This window comes from Jidongwangia harbinensis (assembly GCF_020216025.1).
Lineage (GTDB): Bacteria > Actinomycetota > Actinomycetes > Mycobacteriales > Micromonosporaceae > Actinoplanes > Actinoplanes harbinensis.
Genome location: NZ_JAIWNC010000019.1, coordinates 136,568 through 151,133 on the forward strand (window position 1 = coordinate 136,568; position 14,566 = coordinate 151,133).

Annotated in this window: 12 protein-coding genes and 1 pseudogene; 4 read left to right on the top strand and 9 right to left on the bottom strand. The window is 70.1% G+C overall.

The window, feature by feature from the left end; all coding sequences use genetic code 11:
* Positions 1 to 15 precede the first annotated feature (15 nt).
* Both LDL48_RS23590 and LDL48_RS45120 read right to left on the bottom strand, forming a co-directional pair.
* Entirely contained in the window at positions 16 to 2,004 is a 1,989-nt protein-coding gene (locus LDL48_RS23590) for a hypothetical protein (protein ID WP_225257383.1), read from the bottom strand.
* 1,199 nt (positions 2,005 to 3,203) lie between these two features.
* A complete protein-coding gene (locus LDL48_RS45120; RefSeq protein ID WP_225257384.1) occupies positions 3,204 to 3,464 on the bottom strand; it encodes a ribbon-helix-helix protein, CopG family in 261 nt (86 codons plus the stop codon).
* A 164-nt stretch (positions 3,465 to 3,628) separates the two neighbouring features.
* Between LDL48_RS45120 and LDL48_RS23600 the strand changes: the two genes are divergently transcribed.
* Entirely contained in the window at positions 3,629 to 4,855 is a 1,227-nt protein-coding gene (locus tag LDL48_RS23600) for an N-acetylmuramoyl-L-alanine amidase (RefSeq protein WP_225257385.1), read from the top strand.
* A 132-nt stretch (positions 4,856 to 4,987) separates the two neighbouring features.
* On the opposite strand, the pseudogene LDL48_RS23605 reads toward LDL48_RS23600, so the two are convergent.
* The 4 genes and pseudogenes from LDL48_RS23605 to LDL48_RS23620 form a co-directional block, all read right to left on the bottom strand.
* A pseudogene (locus tag LDL48_RS23605) lies at positions 4,988 to 5,269 on the bottom strand (YciI family protein); the annotation flags it as partial.
* A 218-nt stretch (positions 5,270 to 5,487) separates the two neighbouring features.
* Positions 5,488 to 6,249 (bottom strand): SDR family NAD(P)-dependent oxidoreductase, encoded by a 762-nt coding sequence (locus LDL48_RS23610; RefSeq protein WP_225257386.1) that lies wholly within the window; start codon positions 6,247 to 6,249, stop codon positions 5,488 to 5,490.
* Between the two features lie 49 nt (positions 6,250 to 6,298).
* The gene (locus LDL48_RS23615) at positions 6,299 to 7,174 is read right to left on the bottom strand and encodes a hypothetical protein (protein WP_225257387.1); all 876 of its coding nucleotides are present in this window, start codon (positions 7,172 to 7,174) and stop codon (positions 6,299 to 6,301) included.
* 244 nt (positions 7,175 to 7,418) lie between these two features.
* Positions 7,419 to 9,845 (bottom strand): penicillin-binding protein, encoded by a 2,427-nt coding sequence (locus LDL48_RS23620; RefSeq protein ID WP_225257447.1) that lies wholly within the window; start codon positions 9,843 to 9,845, stop codon positions 7,419 to 7,421.
* 322 nt (positions 9,846 to 10,167) lie between these two features.
* Here LDL48_RS23620 and LDL48_RS23625 point away from each other — a divergent pair, with 322 nt between their 5' ends.
* Positions 10,168 to 10,470 (top strand): WhiB family transcriptional regulator, encoded by a 303-nt coding sequence (locus tag LDL48_RS23625; RefSeq protein ID WP_225257388.1) that lies wholly within the window; start codon positions 10,168 to 10,170, stop codon positions 10,468 to 10,470.
* On the opposite strand, the gene bagB is transcribed toward LDL48_RS23625, so the two are convergent.
* Genes bagB through LDL48_RS23640 form a run of 3 tightly spaced genes read right to left on the bottom strand, consistent with a single transcriptional unit; the run spans position 10,471 to position 13,795 of the window.
* On the bottom strand, positions 10,471 to 11,601 hold the full coding sequence (gene bagB / locus LDL48_RS23630) for an ArsA family ATPase (protein WP_225257389.1): 1,131 nt from the start codon (positions 11,599 to 11,601) through the stop codon (positions 10,471 to 10,473).
* Positions 11,602 to 11,661: 60 nt separating this feature from the next.
* Positions 11,662 to 12,621, bottom strand: a complete 960-nt coding sequence (bagA, locus tag LDL48_RS23635) for an ATPase BagA (protein WP_225257390.1) — start codon at positions 12,619 to 12,621, stop codon at positions 11,662 to 11,664.
* 22 nt (positions 12,622 to 12,643) lie between these two features.
* Entirely contained in the window at positions 12,644 to 13,795 is a 1,152-nt protein-coding gene (locus LDL48_RS23640) for an Rv0361 family membrane protein (protein ID WP_225257391.1), read from the bottom strand.
* A 111-nt stretch (positions 13,796 to 13,906) separates the two neighbouring features.
* Between LDL48_RS23640 and sp36 the strand changes: the two genes are divergently transcribed.
* Together sp36 and LDL48_RS23650 are read left to right on the top strand one after the other, a co-directional pair.
* Positions 13,907 to 14,062, top strand: a complete 156-nt coding sequence (sp36, locus tag LDL48_RS23645) for a Sp36 family protein (protein ID WP_225257392.1) — start codon at positions 13,907 to 13,909, stop codon at positions 14,060 to 14,062.
* Entirely contained in the window at positions 14,059 to 14,550 is a 492-nt protein-coding gene (locus tag LDL48_RS23650; protein ID WP_308016484.1) for a RidA family protein, read from the top strand. Before sp36 ends, LDL48_RS23650 begins: the two co-directional genes overlap by 4 nt.
* Positions 14,551 to 14,566 lie beyond the last annotated feature (16 nt).

The following is a 14,566-nucleotide window of genomic DNA, read 5'->3' on the forward strand; positions in this document are numbered from 1 at the left end:
CCCAGGCCGGGTTAACTATGCCGCCTCGGCCTCCCCGCCCTCGGGCGGCGAAGCCGGGCTCGCAGGGGGCTCTGCGTTGCTGGCTCGGTACTCAACACCGACGTCGTACCACTCGGAAAGCTGTTCAGCGATGTTGTTCAGCTGCTTGCGCCACGCCTTGGCCTCCGCGAGCAGGCCCTGCTGTTCGACGAGCGAGTTGCCGTCATCGTCTTGAACCTCGGCGACGTCGTCCACGGCGACCGCGAGCGCTTCCACTGCCTCGCGCAGCCGGATCTGGGCTGCGAGATAAGGGTCCTGGCCTTTCGGCTCGCTTCCCTTCTGGCCCTTCGGGAACAGGTCGTAGCGCAGCTTCTCGTTCTTCAGCGGAACCGGCTGCCCATCAGCCCCGTCCACCGGGTCGCCGGCTTCATCCCGAAGAACGGGCCGCAGGCCGCGGCGGCCGTCCTGCACGATGAAGGCCAGCAGTTCGATGCCACGCGGGGTGCGAACCATCGAGTCCAGAACATCAGCGACGGAACGCCGATCGGAGCGCTCGCCCTGGTCGTTACGGGGTACGCGCAGCACGTCATGGATGGCGGCGTAGTAAAGGGCCCGGACAGCCAGCTCGGTGCAGCTCTTCCCGGGCTTTCCGGAGGATTGGAGCTCGGTGAGCGCCGCCGACTTGAGCAGCTTCAGCGTCCGGGTGGTCATCGTCCACGGGCTCGTGCCGGTGACCTTAGCTCCGTTCTCCAGAACCTTGATCATCCGTTCCACCGTCGAGTCGGGGTAGCCGGTACGCCCCCGGAACTCACGAGCGATGAGTTCGACAGCATAGGGAACCTTGGTGGTCTTGCGGACCTGCACCTGCTTGCGGGCGTTGTCCTTGCGCAGAACGAACGCGATCGGACGCCGGATGGCGTTGTGCACGGCCGGCTCCTCGGTGGTGAACAGCCAGAGCAGTCGGGTAGAGCGATCGTCAGCGTCCCTCGACACGCCGGCCTCGGCCGCGGTCTCGGCGGTCGTCAGCCCCCGGAGCCAGGCGTACTCCTCGCCGCTGCTCAGCAGCGCCGCTCCGAATGCTGCCTCCAGGCAGTCGTCGGCCATGACGGCGTTCTGAGCCGTCTCCGACCAGTCGCGCTTGGTGTTGAGGTGTTCCTGCGCCACCTTGGTCTTGAGTGCCTCCGCGAGATCGAGACTGCCGGGCTCGTCAGCCTCAAATCCGACGATAAGGATGAAGTTCGCGGTGGCGCAGCGCACGCGCGCCTTGTCGTTCTCGGTGAGCTCGCTGACCGGCTTCTCAACGAGGCTGTTGATCTCGTTGATGAAGTCGGTCATCGCCCTGGCGCCGGACGGCATCCGCAGGACCGTGTCCTCGGGCTCCAGGCCTAGCTCTGCGTGGGCGTGGCTGACGCGGCTTGTGCCTTCCCGCACCTCGGGCACGGCGATATCCGGGCTAGCGTCGTCGAACGAGAACACCGTCATCACGCCGAACGGCGCGTCCATGATGCCCTGGTCACCGATCGGCGGGTACAACGCGTTCGTCGCGCGGGTCTTGGCCATACCGTTGCTCAACGCGTTCAGCAGCGCGTCCCGGCTCGGGGCCGTCATGGTGAGCTCGGCCCGCTGCGATGTCACGCTGGAGGCGATCTCCTGCTCCGTCGAGGACGCGCTGGCGCCTGAGAGCGGATAGAGGTACTCGCCGGCATTACGCGGGTTGAACGGGTCGGCCATCAGCCGAGGTACCCACGCGAGGCCCTCGATGTAGAGCAGGTCGCCGCCCGGAATGCGGATCCGGCGGGGCTGTTCGACCTGGGGCATGAGCGCCTCCGGGCGCACCCAGATCGTGGACATAGCGCCGGCCGCCCGATCGGTCATTCCGAGCGACTTGCGAGCCGCGCTCCGAAGCGCACGGATCTGCGCCGGATCGGGGAGCTCGGGGAGCCGGCGAAGCGGTTTCGGCAGCTCGGTCGTCTCGCCGATGACGTGACTCGGCACCGACTGGTGCCGACGTTCCTGGGGAGTCATGGTGTCCTTCCGGATCCCAGCTCGCCGCGGAGGAATCTCTCCCGCGGGTAAAACACGCGGGAGCCGGACACCGACCAGCTCGCGCTCCAGTTTCCAGCGGATCCAGCCCGCCTTCAACCTGAGCGGCACGAATTGCCCATCGCGGCTCTGGACTGACCTCTTCGCCCGGCACGAAGACCGGGACATTCGGGTACTGCCGCCTCCACGCAGATCGGTGCCTGCGTTTTGGTTCACCGCGACGCAGCTCGCGTCGTCGCCTGAGACAGTAGCACGGCGGAGACGGTTAGTGACCTCGGCGAGTCATTGTGCTCACGAACTTGGTCACGAGCGTGGGCAGCAACCGATGGGCTCTGAGCGCAAGCAGGAACGTGACTCGGTTGCGCCGCAGGAGCTGTCGCCCGACAGGCGCGGCTTCTAGCGCGTCGAGGGTGCCTAATGCGCCTGGCCTTAGCCGCCCGCGAAGGGTACACGCGTACCTCGACGGCAAATATGCGGCCAGGTTATCGGATTACCTCCGCCGAATCGCAGTTCGCGCTGGTCAGGGATGTGGTCCGGGCTGGAAGGTTCGCCCTCCGGAGGAGTACCGCACGCGCGAATCGCGCCGACTGGACTGTCGATTGCGACTACCGGCCGGCTGGGAAGCCTGTCGGCGGGGGCGCTCGCTGGCGCAAGCCGGATTGCGACGCTGAGTGCGAGAATTCGGCAGGCGTTGAGAACTCCGTCTTCGCGGTGCCGGCCGTGGCGCGTCATGTCTGACTCGCAATTCGCCCGCGGTCCGCTGTCCCCAGGCAGTTGGAGAAATCCTGGAGAAGCAGTGGTCCTTCTGACCGCCACGCCGCTGCTCATACCGACGGCAACCGACATCGCGACCTGCGCCTTCATAGTCGAAACAAGGCACGAGTCGACCATGTTCCTCATTCGGGACGAAGAGGCCGTCGGTTCAAATCCGGCCACCCCGACCCGTAGAAACACCAGCTCAGGGCTGGTCTCCCAACAAGGGGGACCGGCCCTGAATTGCTTGCACGGCCCTTTCTGGGAGTGGGATTTTGTATCCGCTTCCCGGTTTCCTCGGCGAGCTTCCAGGAGCCGGTCCAGGGCGACGTGCGGGGGCCAGGGCGAGCCGCGCTCCAAGGCGAGACGGCAGGTGCCTGGCTACGGACGGACCACTGCGACCCGTGCCTCGGCGGCTCGGCGCTTGCTCAAGATTTCGGACCGTAAGCCGCGCGGAGAACCTCGCGAACCAGCTCGCTCGGGCGCCGGCCGGAGTCGCGGGCTACCCGTTGGAGAACGTCGTAGATCTCGTCTTCGACGCGGACGTTGATCCGGTGCGACGTCCCGCCGCCAGTTGACAGCGACGGCCTAACCGGCGGCCTTGCGCGGTACGAGCTTCGCCGGCTCGTAGCCCGCTTCTGCCTCAGCGAGCAGCGCGGCCTCCGCTTCCGGAGTGAGAAGGGCGCCACTTCTGGTGCGTAGCCCTACATCGCGGGTTGCGTCGGGGGGCTTCCGGCCTCCGGCTCGTGCGTGGCGAAGACCCACAACGGACATCCGTCCGGACTGGTGGTGATTTTGTAGCGTGGCGTCGGACGTGGCGGGTGGGGAATGCACCATTTCGGCGCGACCAGCGATGACGTCGCCTGAACCCGGGCCGCCGGAGTTCCGTCCGAGTACTACACGAGACCTGGGAGACGACGTGATCACTAGACGATCTGCACTGCTCAGCGCATTCGGGCTGGCGGCAGCGGCGGCCGTACCCGTCGCGGGGGTGGTCACGGCCGGTGAGGCCGACGCCGGCGCGGATGAACGGGTCCCGGACATGCTCGCCCATGACCGGACGGACCTCGGTGGTGGCGGAACGGTGGACGGCACGCCGTTCGCGTTGACCCACCTGGCGGTCAAGGCCACCGCGGAGACGGCGGTTCGGTTCCGTACCCGTGGCGGCTGGTCGGACTGGCGCGAGATCAGCGGTTGCGGCGGGGGCCATGACAGCGGGCCTGGTGGTGCGCGCGTCATTCCCGCCTTGGGCGCTTCCGGCTACGAGATCCAGGTGAAGGACGGCACCGCCTCGGTGGTCGAGCTCAACGCGGTGGACGGGCCGCGCCGCCGGATCAGGGCCGCGGCACGGCCGTTGCCGCCGCCCGCCGGCTCGCCGAGGCCGTCCCGGCTGCCGACGTACGTCCCGCGCGCGGCGTGGGGCGCCGACGAAAGGTACCGCTACGAATCCGACGGCGTGACCCTCGACAGCCCGCCGCTGTTCTTCCCCGTCCAGACCCTGACCGTGCATCACAGCGGTGGTGGTGAACAGGAGAACGAGGGACTCGACGCGGCGGCGTGGATGCGCGCCATCTACTACATGCAGGCGGTGGAGAAGGACTGGGGCGACTTCGGCTACCAGCTGGCGATCGACGCCGACGGTACGGTCTACGAGGGCACGTACTCCGATCCGGACCCGTTCCCGGTGTTCGGGCCGGACCGCTCGGCGGCCGGGCTGCCGATGATGGTCAAGGGGTCGCACGTCGGTCTGTACAACTCCGGCAACATCGGCATCTGCGTGATCGGCCACTTCATGGAACGGCAGCCCACCGAGGCCGCCCGGGACTCGCTGACGACCGTGCTCGCTCTGCTGGCCGGTGTCTGCGAGCTCGACCCGAGCGGTACCACGTCCTACGTCGACGGGCTCAATCCGGAGAGCATCGCCACGATCGACACCCTCACGTCGCACGGCGACTGGAACCGCGCCAACCCGCGCGCGGGGGCGACCGACTGCCCCGGCACGGCGTTCCGTCCGCAGCTTCCGTCGTTGCGCCAGGACGTCCGCGACCGGATGCGGCAGTTCGGTTTTCCGACCGGGTGAGAACGGTTTCCCGGCCGGGCCGGCACTGCCTGCCGGCGTACCAGGTCGGGTGATCTGAGGTGCTCGCGGCCGCGGCTTGAAGCGGCGAACCTCATGGGGCCAGCCGCACGCCTCCGCGACCTTGCTGGCCCACATCTTGGCTTCCTCGTCGTCGGGCACGTCCACCAGGGCGAACCCGCCCAGGAATTCCTTGGTCTCGACGTAGGGGCCGTCGGTGATCAACACGGTGCCGCTGGTGGGGTCGGCGCTGTAGATGGGGCCGTCCTCCTCCTCCAGCCCGCCGGAGAAGACGTGCACGCCGGCCGCCTTCATCTCGTCCACGACGGCCATGGCGCGCGGGCCGCGTCCGCGGAACCACTCCTCGGAGTGGTCGCCCACCCACTGCTGGTTGAAGTACAGGAGGTACTCGGGCATGGCTGCTCCTCGACTCTGGCGGACCCGATGGACCGCGTTCAGCCACCCCACGAACGGCGACCGCCGGATCCGACACAGTCTTACCGGAATTTCGCACCGATGTGGTCGCGCACCGGAGAACACCGTCCTCGGGTACGCCCGCGACGCTCGCCCGTTGACCGGGGAGCGGTACGTCCGGCGGGCCGGAAGCGCCGCCCGTGTCGATCCGGGGGCGGGCGTCAGTCGATGACGGCGCCTGCGGTCAGGTTGATCTCGGTGGCGGTCATCGGGGCGGCCCAGTCGGACGCGGCGAATACGGCGGCGTTGGCGACCTGGTCGTAACTCGGGCGCCGGGGGAGCAGCAGCCGGCCGGCCTCCGGGTCGGGCCGGCCGGCCTCCTGGTCGGAGTCGGGCCGGTCGGGGTCGGGCTGATCAGGGTCGGGGGAGCCCGGCGAGAGCAGCCATAGGACGCGCACGCCGTGCGGTCCGAGTTCGGCGGCGAGTTGGCGGCCCAGGCCGGCGAGGGCGGCCCAGGCGACGTGGGATCCGCCGAGGTCGGGAAGGGCTTCGCGGCCACCGCCCATCACCAGGATGACTCCTCGGCCGCGTTCGACCATGTGGCGTGCGGCGGCCGTGGCCACGGTGAACGTCGAGGTGACCGCCTTGGCGACCGGCTGCATCAGGTCGTCGACGGACATGTCGACCAGGGGCGAGCCCTGGATGTCGTCGTTGCCGGTGGCGTTGAAGCAGATGTCGATGCCGCCGTCGCGGTCGACCGCGGCGGCGTGCCGGTCGACCGCGGCGCGGTCCACGACGTCGAGCACGGTGACGTGCGCGGCGCCGCCCGCCGCGCGGATGCGGTCGGCCACGCCGTCGAGGGTGGCCCGGGTGCGTCCGGTCAGGTGCACGGTGGCGCCCTCACGTGCGAAGGCCCGCGCGACGGCCGAGCCGACGGAGCCGCCCGCGCCGTGGACGATCGCGGTCCGATTCTCCAGCAGCATCCCGGGCCACCTTCCTGGTGTTCTCTCGTCCGGCTCACCGGGCCGGTGGTCAGCTCCGGGTGACGTACACCGTGGGGCCGTCCGGTCGGGTGATGGTCGCGCTGGTGCCGAGCCGGTCGGTCAGCGTGACCCGGGCGACGGTCCAGGTCCCGGCGGGGGTGCCGGCCGGGATCGCCACGTCGACGCGGCATTCCACGTGATCGTAAATGCCGTCGATGAGGTTGGAACCGCAGGTCAGGTGCCGGCCGTCCCAGACCGCGGCGAACGGCGTGGTCAGGCGTGCGCCGCCGGGGCCGGCGAGGACGAGACGGCCCTTCCAGAGGCCGGACGGCAGGTCGGTCGCGGTCACCCGGTAGTCGACCCGCACGCCGGTGCCGGGGTCGACCACGTACGGGGACTGGTTCTCGCCGAGCGTGACGTCGTCGAGGCGCGGCGCGTCCGTCTCGACCAGTTGGGTGACGCCGAACTCGGCGCCGAACGCGGCGAGCGCGTCGCCGCGCAGCGTGCGTTCGATCTGCCCGTCGAGTACGTCCACCCGGGTGACCCGCCAGACCGCCTCCGGGGCGGTGCCGTACCGCGGCACCGGGAAGCTCAGTGCGATGGTGGCGGTGCGTACCCCGGGGGCGGTGTCGAGCAGCGGGTCGAAGATCCGCAGCCGCAGCGGCGCGCCGACCTCGGTGCCGCCGGCGAACTGCCGCAGCTCGACCCAGCCCATGACCTCCACCGCCGCCGGGTTGGTGTCGGTGAGCGTGAGCGACACCGTGGCGTCGGCCGGGCCCCCGGTGACGTCGACGTGTTCGGTGTCGATCGAGAGGTGGGTGAACTGGATGACGGGCGATGCCGCGGCGGCCGGATGGGCCCCGGCCAGGACGGCGATGGCCAGCGCGGTCGCGGCGGCCACCGCGTGCAGGCGTGACGACTTCATGGTTGCTCCCCGTGTGCGGTGCCGGACCCGAGCGGTCCACAAGGGAGCGTAGGCGCGGACGCGGGCGGCCGGTGTCGGGGAAGCGACGCAGGCAGCGCATTCCCCGATTGCCGGGTGCCCGCGTCCGGCCGGTGTGCGGACCGGTTCGCCGAGGTGAGCCGGCAGCCGGGCGGCGTGCGGCGCATGCGCACAGCACGGCGCCCGGGTAGCCGATGGCGGGCCGGGACAGGCGCCCGGCGGCGGGTCAGCGTCTGGGCCGCGGCGGGAAGCCGGGAAGCGTGGGGGTCTCGGGCTTCTCCGGCTTCTCGTCGTCCTGCTCGCCGCTCTTGCCGTTGCTGATCTCGATCATCACGACGCCGCCCTTGATGGTGCGGCCGCTCGGGTTGGTGCCGGCCACCGTGCCGGCCGGGCAGGCCGAGTCGACCTGGCCGGGCAGTACCGACACGTCGAAGCCGGCGTCTCTGAGCTGGCCGCGGGCGCTGGGCACCGAGTCGCAGCTGACGTTCGGGATGGACCGCTGGTCACCGATCGTCAACTTCTTGTTGTCCGGCTTCTTGAAGTCCTCCTTCGGTTTGCCCTTCATGAAGTCGGCCACCGTCTCGAACGCCGCCGGGTTCACGATGTCGTGGGACATGCGGTCCGGGTGGTCGGCGTAGTCCGGGTTGACCAGGTAGCCCGCCACCACCAGCCGGGTGGTGCCGACGATCAGCGCGGCGGTCCGGTCGGCGTCGGTGGTGCCGGTCTTTCCGAAGATCGGGTGCTTGACCGAGATCTTCGCGGCCCGTGCCGTGGCGCCGTTGCAGCGGCCCAGCTGGGACTGGTCGCCGACCGGGCAGCGCGCCGCGTCCAGCGCCGCCCGGGCGACGTCCGACGAGGTGGCCCGGATGCAGTGCGGCTTGCCGACATCCAGCTTCTGACCGTCCTGCGTCTTGATCTCCTGCACCGGGGTGGGCTCGCAGTACATGCCGTCACCGGCCAGCGTCGCGAAGGCGTTGGCCATCTCCAGCGGCGTGGACGACGAGACGCCGAGCGTGAACGCACCCCAGCCGGCCGCGGCGCGCTCGTCGTTGGCGATCCGGGCGTCGTTGGCGGCCCGGAACTGGACGCCGAAGCGCTTGGCCACGTCGACCACGTTCTCCGCGCCGACCCGTTCCTCCAGCGGCACGAAGAACGTGTTGATCGACTTACCGAACGCGGTCCACATGTTGTAGACGCCGGCACTGCCGCCACCGGAGTTGCTCGGGCAGTAGAAGTTGGTGCCGGGGCAGGCCGCCTTGCTGCCGTACTCGACCCGGTAGTTGGTCCGGGCGCGCTTCGGCGCGTTGATCTGGTAACCGAGCGGGTAGCCCTTCTCCAGCGCCGCCACCATGGTGAACATCTTGAACACCGACCCGGCCTGGTACCCGGTGATGTCGCCGCCGCCGCTGAGCAGCGGGTTGGTGGTGTTCGGGTAGGTGCCGCGGATGCCCTTGCGGGCCTTGCGCGGGTCGGAGGACATCTTGTTCTGCGGGTTCTCGGTGTCGTCCAGCTTGAACTTGCGGTTGGCCGCCAGGGTGCGGACCCGGCCGGTGCCCGGTTCGATGCCGGCGAGCAGCAGCGCGTTCTTGTTCTTGTCGGCGATCCGCTCGGTGACGTTCGCCCGGGCCGCGGCCTGCGCCTTGATGTCCAGCGAGGTGACGATCCGGTAGCCGCCGCTCTTGAGCTGCCGCTCCCGGTCGTAGGTGGTGACGCCGAACGCCGGCTGGCTCAGCCACCAGCGGTAGAAGTAGTCACAGAAGAAGCCCCAGTGGTTCTTCGCCACCGACACGCAGCCGTTGCCCGGCCGCTTGACCTCACGGGGGATCTTGGTGGCTTCGGCCCGGACGAACTCGTCCTGCTTGATCAGGCCGAGTTCGAGCATGTCGGTGAGTACGTAGGTGCGGCGGTCCTTGGCCTGCGGGTACCCGGTCTCGGTGGTCGGGTCGTACGCCGACGGCGCCTTGACCATGCCGGCCAGCAGCGCGGACTCGGGCACGGTCAGGTCCTTGGGCTTCTTCTTGAAGTAGACCTGGCTGGCGGCGGAGATGCCGTACGCCCCGGCGCCGAACGGCGCGGTGTTCAGGTAGCGCTCCAGGATCTGGTCCTTGGTCAGCTCCTTCTCCACCTGCATGGCGTACTTCATCTCGGTGACCTTGCGCTTCGGTGAGTCCTTGGTGGCGTCGATGACCTCCTGCGGGTTGGTCGCCGAGTAGGCCAGGGACATGCGCACGTACTGCATGGTCAGGGTGGACGCGCCCTGCTGCTGCTTGCCGCTGTTGTTGTTGACGAACGCGCGGGCCACGCCCTTGAGGTCGACGCCGTTGTGGTTGTAGAACTCGTGGTCCTCGGCGGCGATGATCGCGTTCTGCATGTTCTTGGAGATGTCCTTGAGCGGCACGTCGCTGCGGAACTCGTCGAAGAACACCGAGATCGGCGTCTTGCCGTCCGAGGCGAAGATGCGGGTCACCTGCGGCGCGGTGGTGTGCTCCAACTCGCTCGGGAGCTGGGCGAACGTCTCGCCGCCCGCCTTCGCCGCCAGACCGGACATGGCGACGGCCGGGAACGCCGCCGCGGCGACGACCACGCCGGCCAGCAGGCCGCAGATCAACAGCGAGGTCGCGTTGGCAAAGATGTTGTGATCGCGTCTGCGCATCCAGGTGCTCACTCGATGCAGGGTACGCGAAGGGGCCGTCCAGCTGCCCGTTCGCGCAGACCCGGTTCGCCAATATTGATTCTGCACTAACCCGTTCGGGGAGGTCGGGCGTTTCCCGGAACTGCTTCGTCGGATCACCGACTGCCTCATGGTGAGATGCCCGACTGTGCCCGGCTATGCGCGATTTTGAGGGACAACGTTGCGTAATCGCCCGACTACAGAGCATGATGGTCCGGCGAGCTATCGCACGACGTCCGCGCGACTTGGGGGACATCAGTCGCGCCCCGGACGTCAGGGGTGAAGCAAGGGGGGACGTGTACAGATGGGGATGATCAGCGACTGGCCCAGTATGGCGGCGTGTCAGAGTGGCGACCCTGACGCGCTGTTCGTACAGGGCGCCGAGCAGAACGTGGCGAAGAGAATCTGCCGCAGCTGCCCGGTCCGCTACGAGTGCCTCGCCGACGCTCTGGACAACCGGATCGAGTTCGGGGTCTGGGGAGGCATGACCGAGCGGGAGCGTCGCGCGTTGTTGCGCCGCCACCCGAACGTGGCGAGCTGGCGGAAGATGTTCGAGGCCGCGATGCGGGAGAAGGGCGCGGACCGGGTGCTCGTCTCCACCCGTTAGTCAGGACAGAGCGGCTCCGATCATTCGCAACCCGTCGACGTCGTGTACGTCGGCGGGTTGCGCCGTCACCGACACCGTCGGGACGGCCGGGAACGACTCGGCGAACGTGCCGGCCACCCGTACCTCACGCTCGATCAGCCGGATCAACCCGGCATGGACCCGCAGCGCGTCCGCGGTGACCGAGTGATCCCCGGCGGCCTCCAGGGCCGCCGCCGCGACCTCGGTCCGCTCCGCGGTGAGTGACTCCACCTCCGAGCGGTGCACCCGGTTCAACACCAGGCCGGCGAGCGGCATCCGCTCCGCGACCAGGCGTTCCGCGAAGTAGGCGGCCTCACGGACCGCGTCGCGCTCCGGCGCCGCCACGATCAGGAACGAGGTCTGCGGGTCCTGCAGGATCCGGTACGTCTCGTCGGCGCGCTGCCGGAACCCGCCGAACATCGAGTCCAGGGCCGCCACGAAACCGGACAGATCAGTCAGCAGCTGAGCGCCCAGGATCTTCTGCACGGACCGGGAGAACAGCCCGAACGACGCGGTGACCAGGGAGAACATGCTGCGGCCGCCGGACCGGGCCGGGGCCAGCAGCATCCGCAGCATGCGCCCGTCGAGGAAGCGGGACAGCCGGGCCGGCGCGTCCAGGAAGTCCAGCGCGGAACGCGACGGCGGCGTGTCCACCACGATCAGGTCCCACTCGTCGCGGGAGCGGAGCTGGCCCAGCTTCTCCATCGCCATGTACTCCTGCGTGCCGGCGAAGGTCGAACTCATGGCCTGGTAGAACGGGTTGGCGAAGATCTCCGCGGCGCGTTCCGGCGTGGTGTGCGCCTGCACCACCTCGTCGAACGTCCGCTTCATGTCGAGCATCATGGCGTGCAGCTCGCCGCCGGTGGCCTCGGTGTCGATGCCCTTGACCTGCCGCGGCGTGTTGTCCAGCTCGGTCAGCCCCATGGACTGGGCGAGCCGGCGCGCCGGGTCGATGGTCAGCACCACGGTGCGCCGGCCGTGCACCTCGGCGGCCCGCAGCCCGAGCGCGGCGGCGGTAGTGGTCTTGCCGACGCCGCCGGAGCCGCAGCACACCACGATCTTGGTCGCAGGGTCGGCCAGCAGCGCGTCGATCTCCAGGCGCGGGGCGGTCACCCCACGAGCGTAACCAGTCGGGTCCGGCACGGCCGGGTGGACACAGTGCGCTGTGGCCGGTCAGACACGCATCAGGCGATCGGCGAGCTGGTCCAGGCCGGCCCGGTCCACCCCGCCGGGCAGCAGCGGCAACTCCAGCATCGGCCGGCGCAGCTCGACCAGCTCGGAGCGCAGCGACTCCTCCAGCTCGCGCCGGGTGAGGTGGGCCTTCGCCTCGGCCTGCAGCCCGGTCACGGTGGCCGGATCGGCGGGCAGCCCGGCCGCGGTCAGGCCGCGCTTCAACTCCGTCTTGGTGACCTTGCCGGAGGTGAGCAGCGGCGGGCGCGCACCGTTGATCACGATCCGCCCGACCGGGATGTCCAGGGACTCCAGCTCGGTGATCGCGTCGATCGTCTCCTGCACCGGCATCTCCTCGAGCAGCGTCACCACGTGCACCGCGGTGATCGGCGAGCGCAGCAACGACGCCACGCCCTCGCTCTGGGTCTTGATCGGGCCCATCTTCGCCAGCCGGGCGGTCTCCGCGGTGACGTTCAGGAACCGGCCGATCCGCCCGGTCGGCGGCGCGTCCAGCACCACCGCGTCGTACGTCCGGCGCCCCTCCCGGGACCGGGTGGTGGCCTCCTTGACCTTCCCGGTGAGCAGCACGTCCCGCAGCCCCGGAGCGATCGTGGTGGCGAAGTCGATCGCGCCCACCTTGCGCAGCGCCCGCCCGGCCGCGCCCAGCCGGTAGAACATCTCCAGGTACTCCAGCAGGGCCTCTTCCGGGTCCACGGCCAGCGCCCGCACCTCACCGCCGCCCGGCACGGCGGCGATCCGGAGTTCCGAGTACGGCAGCGGCTCGGTGTCGAAGAGCTGGGCGATGCCCTGCCGCCCCTCCACCTCCACCAGCAGCGTGCGCCGGCCGGACTCGGCCAGGCCCAGCGCCAGGGCGGCGGCGACGCTGGTCTTGCCGGTGCCGCCCTTGCCCGTCACCACGTGCAGTCGGGCCGGCCAGCGTCCGGTCCGCTCGTTGTTCGCCACGACTCAACAGTACGGGCGGCGCTCAGCCGCTGATCTCGCAGACGAGCCAGTTCGTCTTGCGCACCGTGGTGAAGGTCAGCTGCTGCTGGGCGGTCTTCTCGTCGTCGGTGGACAGGGTCAGGTCCACCGAGACGGTGGCGCGTTCCTCGGTCTGCCCGGCCACGTCCGGTTCGGTCCAGCGGAACGACGGACCCTCGTACTCGTTGGCGTACCCCCGGATCTCCGCGACCCGGGCGGCCAGCGACTCGGCGTCCCGGGCCTCCCGGCACACCAGGTCGTCCGCGGCGCCCGCGTCCTGCTGGGTGTAGATCGCGGTCAGGAACCGGTCGACCGCGGTGGCCGGGTCCGGCGCACCGCCCTGGTCGGCGTTGCGGAACAGCAGGTAGGCCGAGGCGCCGCCGCCGCCACAGAACAGCAGCGTCACGGTGAGGGTGACGGACGCCCAGAGGCCGGTGCGGCGCCGGCGCATGGTCGCCTCGGCGTCCGGTGACAACGTCGGCCTGGGCGCCTGGCCTGCGGATCCGGGGGGTGGGCCCGCCTGCCCGGGTGGTGGGCCCGCGGTCGCGCGGCCGGGGTCGCGCACCTCGGCCGGCGGCGAGTGCTCGTAGGCCAGATGCTCGGGCGGCGGGTGCTGCCACTCGCCGGGCCGCTCGTGCCGGGCGTGCCAGGGGCCGGTGGCCGGCGGCTGCTGCCAGACGGTCGGCGGTTCGGTGTGGCCGGGCTCGCCGGGGTAGGCGCCGGCCGGCGGCCAGGACGTCCCGTCGGGGACCGGAGGTGCGTCGATGAAGTCGGCGCCCTCCCGGGCCGCCGCCGACACGGCCGTCGCCCGGTCGTCCGGGGGCGGCGTGACGGCGGTCGCCCAGTCGTCCTGGGCTGCCGTGACGGTGGTCGGCTGGTCGTCCTGGGCTGCCGTGACGGTGGTCGGCTGGTCGTCCTGGGCTGCCGTGACGGTGGTCGGCTGGTCGTCCGGGGCCGGCGTGACGGTGGTCGGCTGGTCGCGGGCGTGCGGCGGCTCGGGGTGCGGAATCGGCTCGGGCGGTGGGATCGGCTGCGGCGGCTCGGGCTCCGGCGCCGGAGTCGGCTCGGGGTGGCCGGGTTGACCGCCGGAGGGCTGACCGCCGGAGGGCTGGCCGCCGGAGGGCTGACCGCCGGACGAAGGGGGCGGTTGCGTCATGTTCGGCCTCCGTGAATCGGTTGTCACCGACATCGGACTCAGCCTAGCCAAAACGACATGTCCGCGAGCCCTAAGCTGTCGCGGTACCCGACGAACGAGGAGTCACAGGTAATGCAGAAGTGGGAATACGTGACCGTGCCGCTGCTGGTGCACGCGACCAAGCAGATCCTGGACAACTGGGGCGACGACGGCTGGGAGCTGGTCCAGGTCGTGCCGGGTCCCAACGCGGAGCAGCTGGTGGCCTACATGAAGCGGGCCAAGTCGTGACGGAGCCGACTCCGGTGACCGGGGTGGGCGGGGCCGACGCGTACGCCCGCCTGGCCGAGATGGGCCTGACCCTGCCCCAGGTGGTGCCGCCTCTGGCCGCCTATGTGCCGGCCGTGCAGTCCGGCTCCTACGTCTACGTCTCCGGTCAGCTGCCGCTGGTCGACGGCAAGCTGCCGTACACCGGCAAGGTGGGCGCCGAGGTGAGCCCGGAGCAGGCCGTCGAGTCGGCCCGGATCTGCGGGCTCAACGCGCTGGCCGCGATCGACGCGCTGGTCGGCCTGGGCCAGCTCGTCAAGATCGTCAAGGTGACCGGGTTCGTGGCGTCCGCGCCCGGCTTCACCGGTCAGCCCGCGGTGATCAACGGTGCGTCGGATCTCTTCGGCGAGGTGCTGGGTGAGCTGGGCCGGCACGCCCGCAGCGCGGTCGGCGTGAGTGAGCTGCCGCTGGGCGCCCCGGTCGAGGTGGAGGTCATCGCCGAGGTCGCGTGATTTGTGACCGAGCGTG

Coding starts and splice junctions, on each gene's coding strand:
- LDL48_RS23590 (WP_225257383.1), bottom strand. CDS start 2,004: ATGACTCCCCAGGAACGTCGGCACCAGTCGGTGCCGAGTCACGTCATC.
- LDL48_RS23600 (WP_225257385.1), top strand. CDS start 3,629: ATGACGTCGCCTGAACCCGGGCCGCCGGAGTTCCGTCCGAGTACTACA.
- LDL48_RS23610 (WP_225257386.1), bottom strand. CDS start 6,249: ATGCTGCTGGAGAATCGGACCGCGATCGTCCACGGCGCGGGCGGCTCC.
- LDL48_RS23615 (WP_225257387.1), bottom strand. CDS start 7,174: ATGAAGTCGTCACGCCTGCACGCGGTGGCCGCCGCGACCGCGCTGGCC.
- LDL48_RS23620 (WP_225257447.1), bottom strand. CDS start 9,845: ATGCGCAGACGCGATCACAACATCTTTGCCAACGCGACCTCGCTGTTG.
- LDL48_RS23625 (WP_225257388.1), top strand. CDS start 10,168: ATGGGGATGATCAGCGACTGGCCCAGTATGGCGGCGTGTCAGAGTGGC.
- LDL48_RS23640 (WP_225257391.1), bottom strand. CDS start 13,795: ATGACGCAACCGCCCCCTTCGTCCGGCGGTCAGCCCTCCGGCGGCCAG.
- sp36 (WP_225257392.1), top strand. CDS start 13,907: ATGCAGAAGTGGGAATACGTGACCGTGCCGCTGCTGGTGCACGCGACC.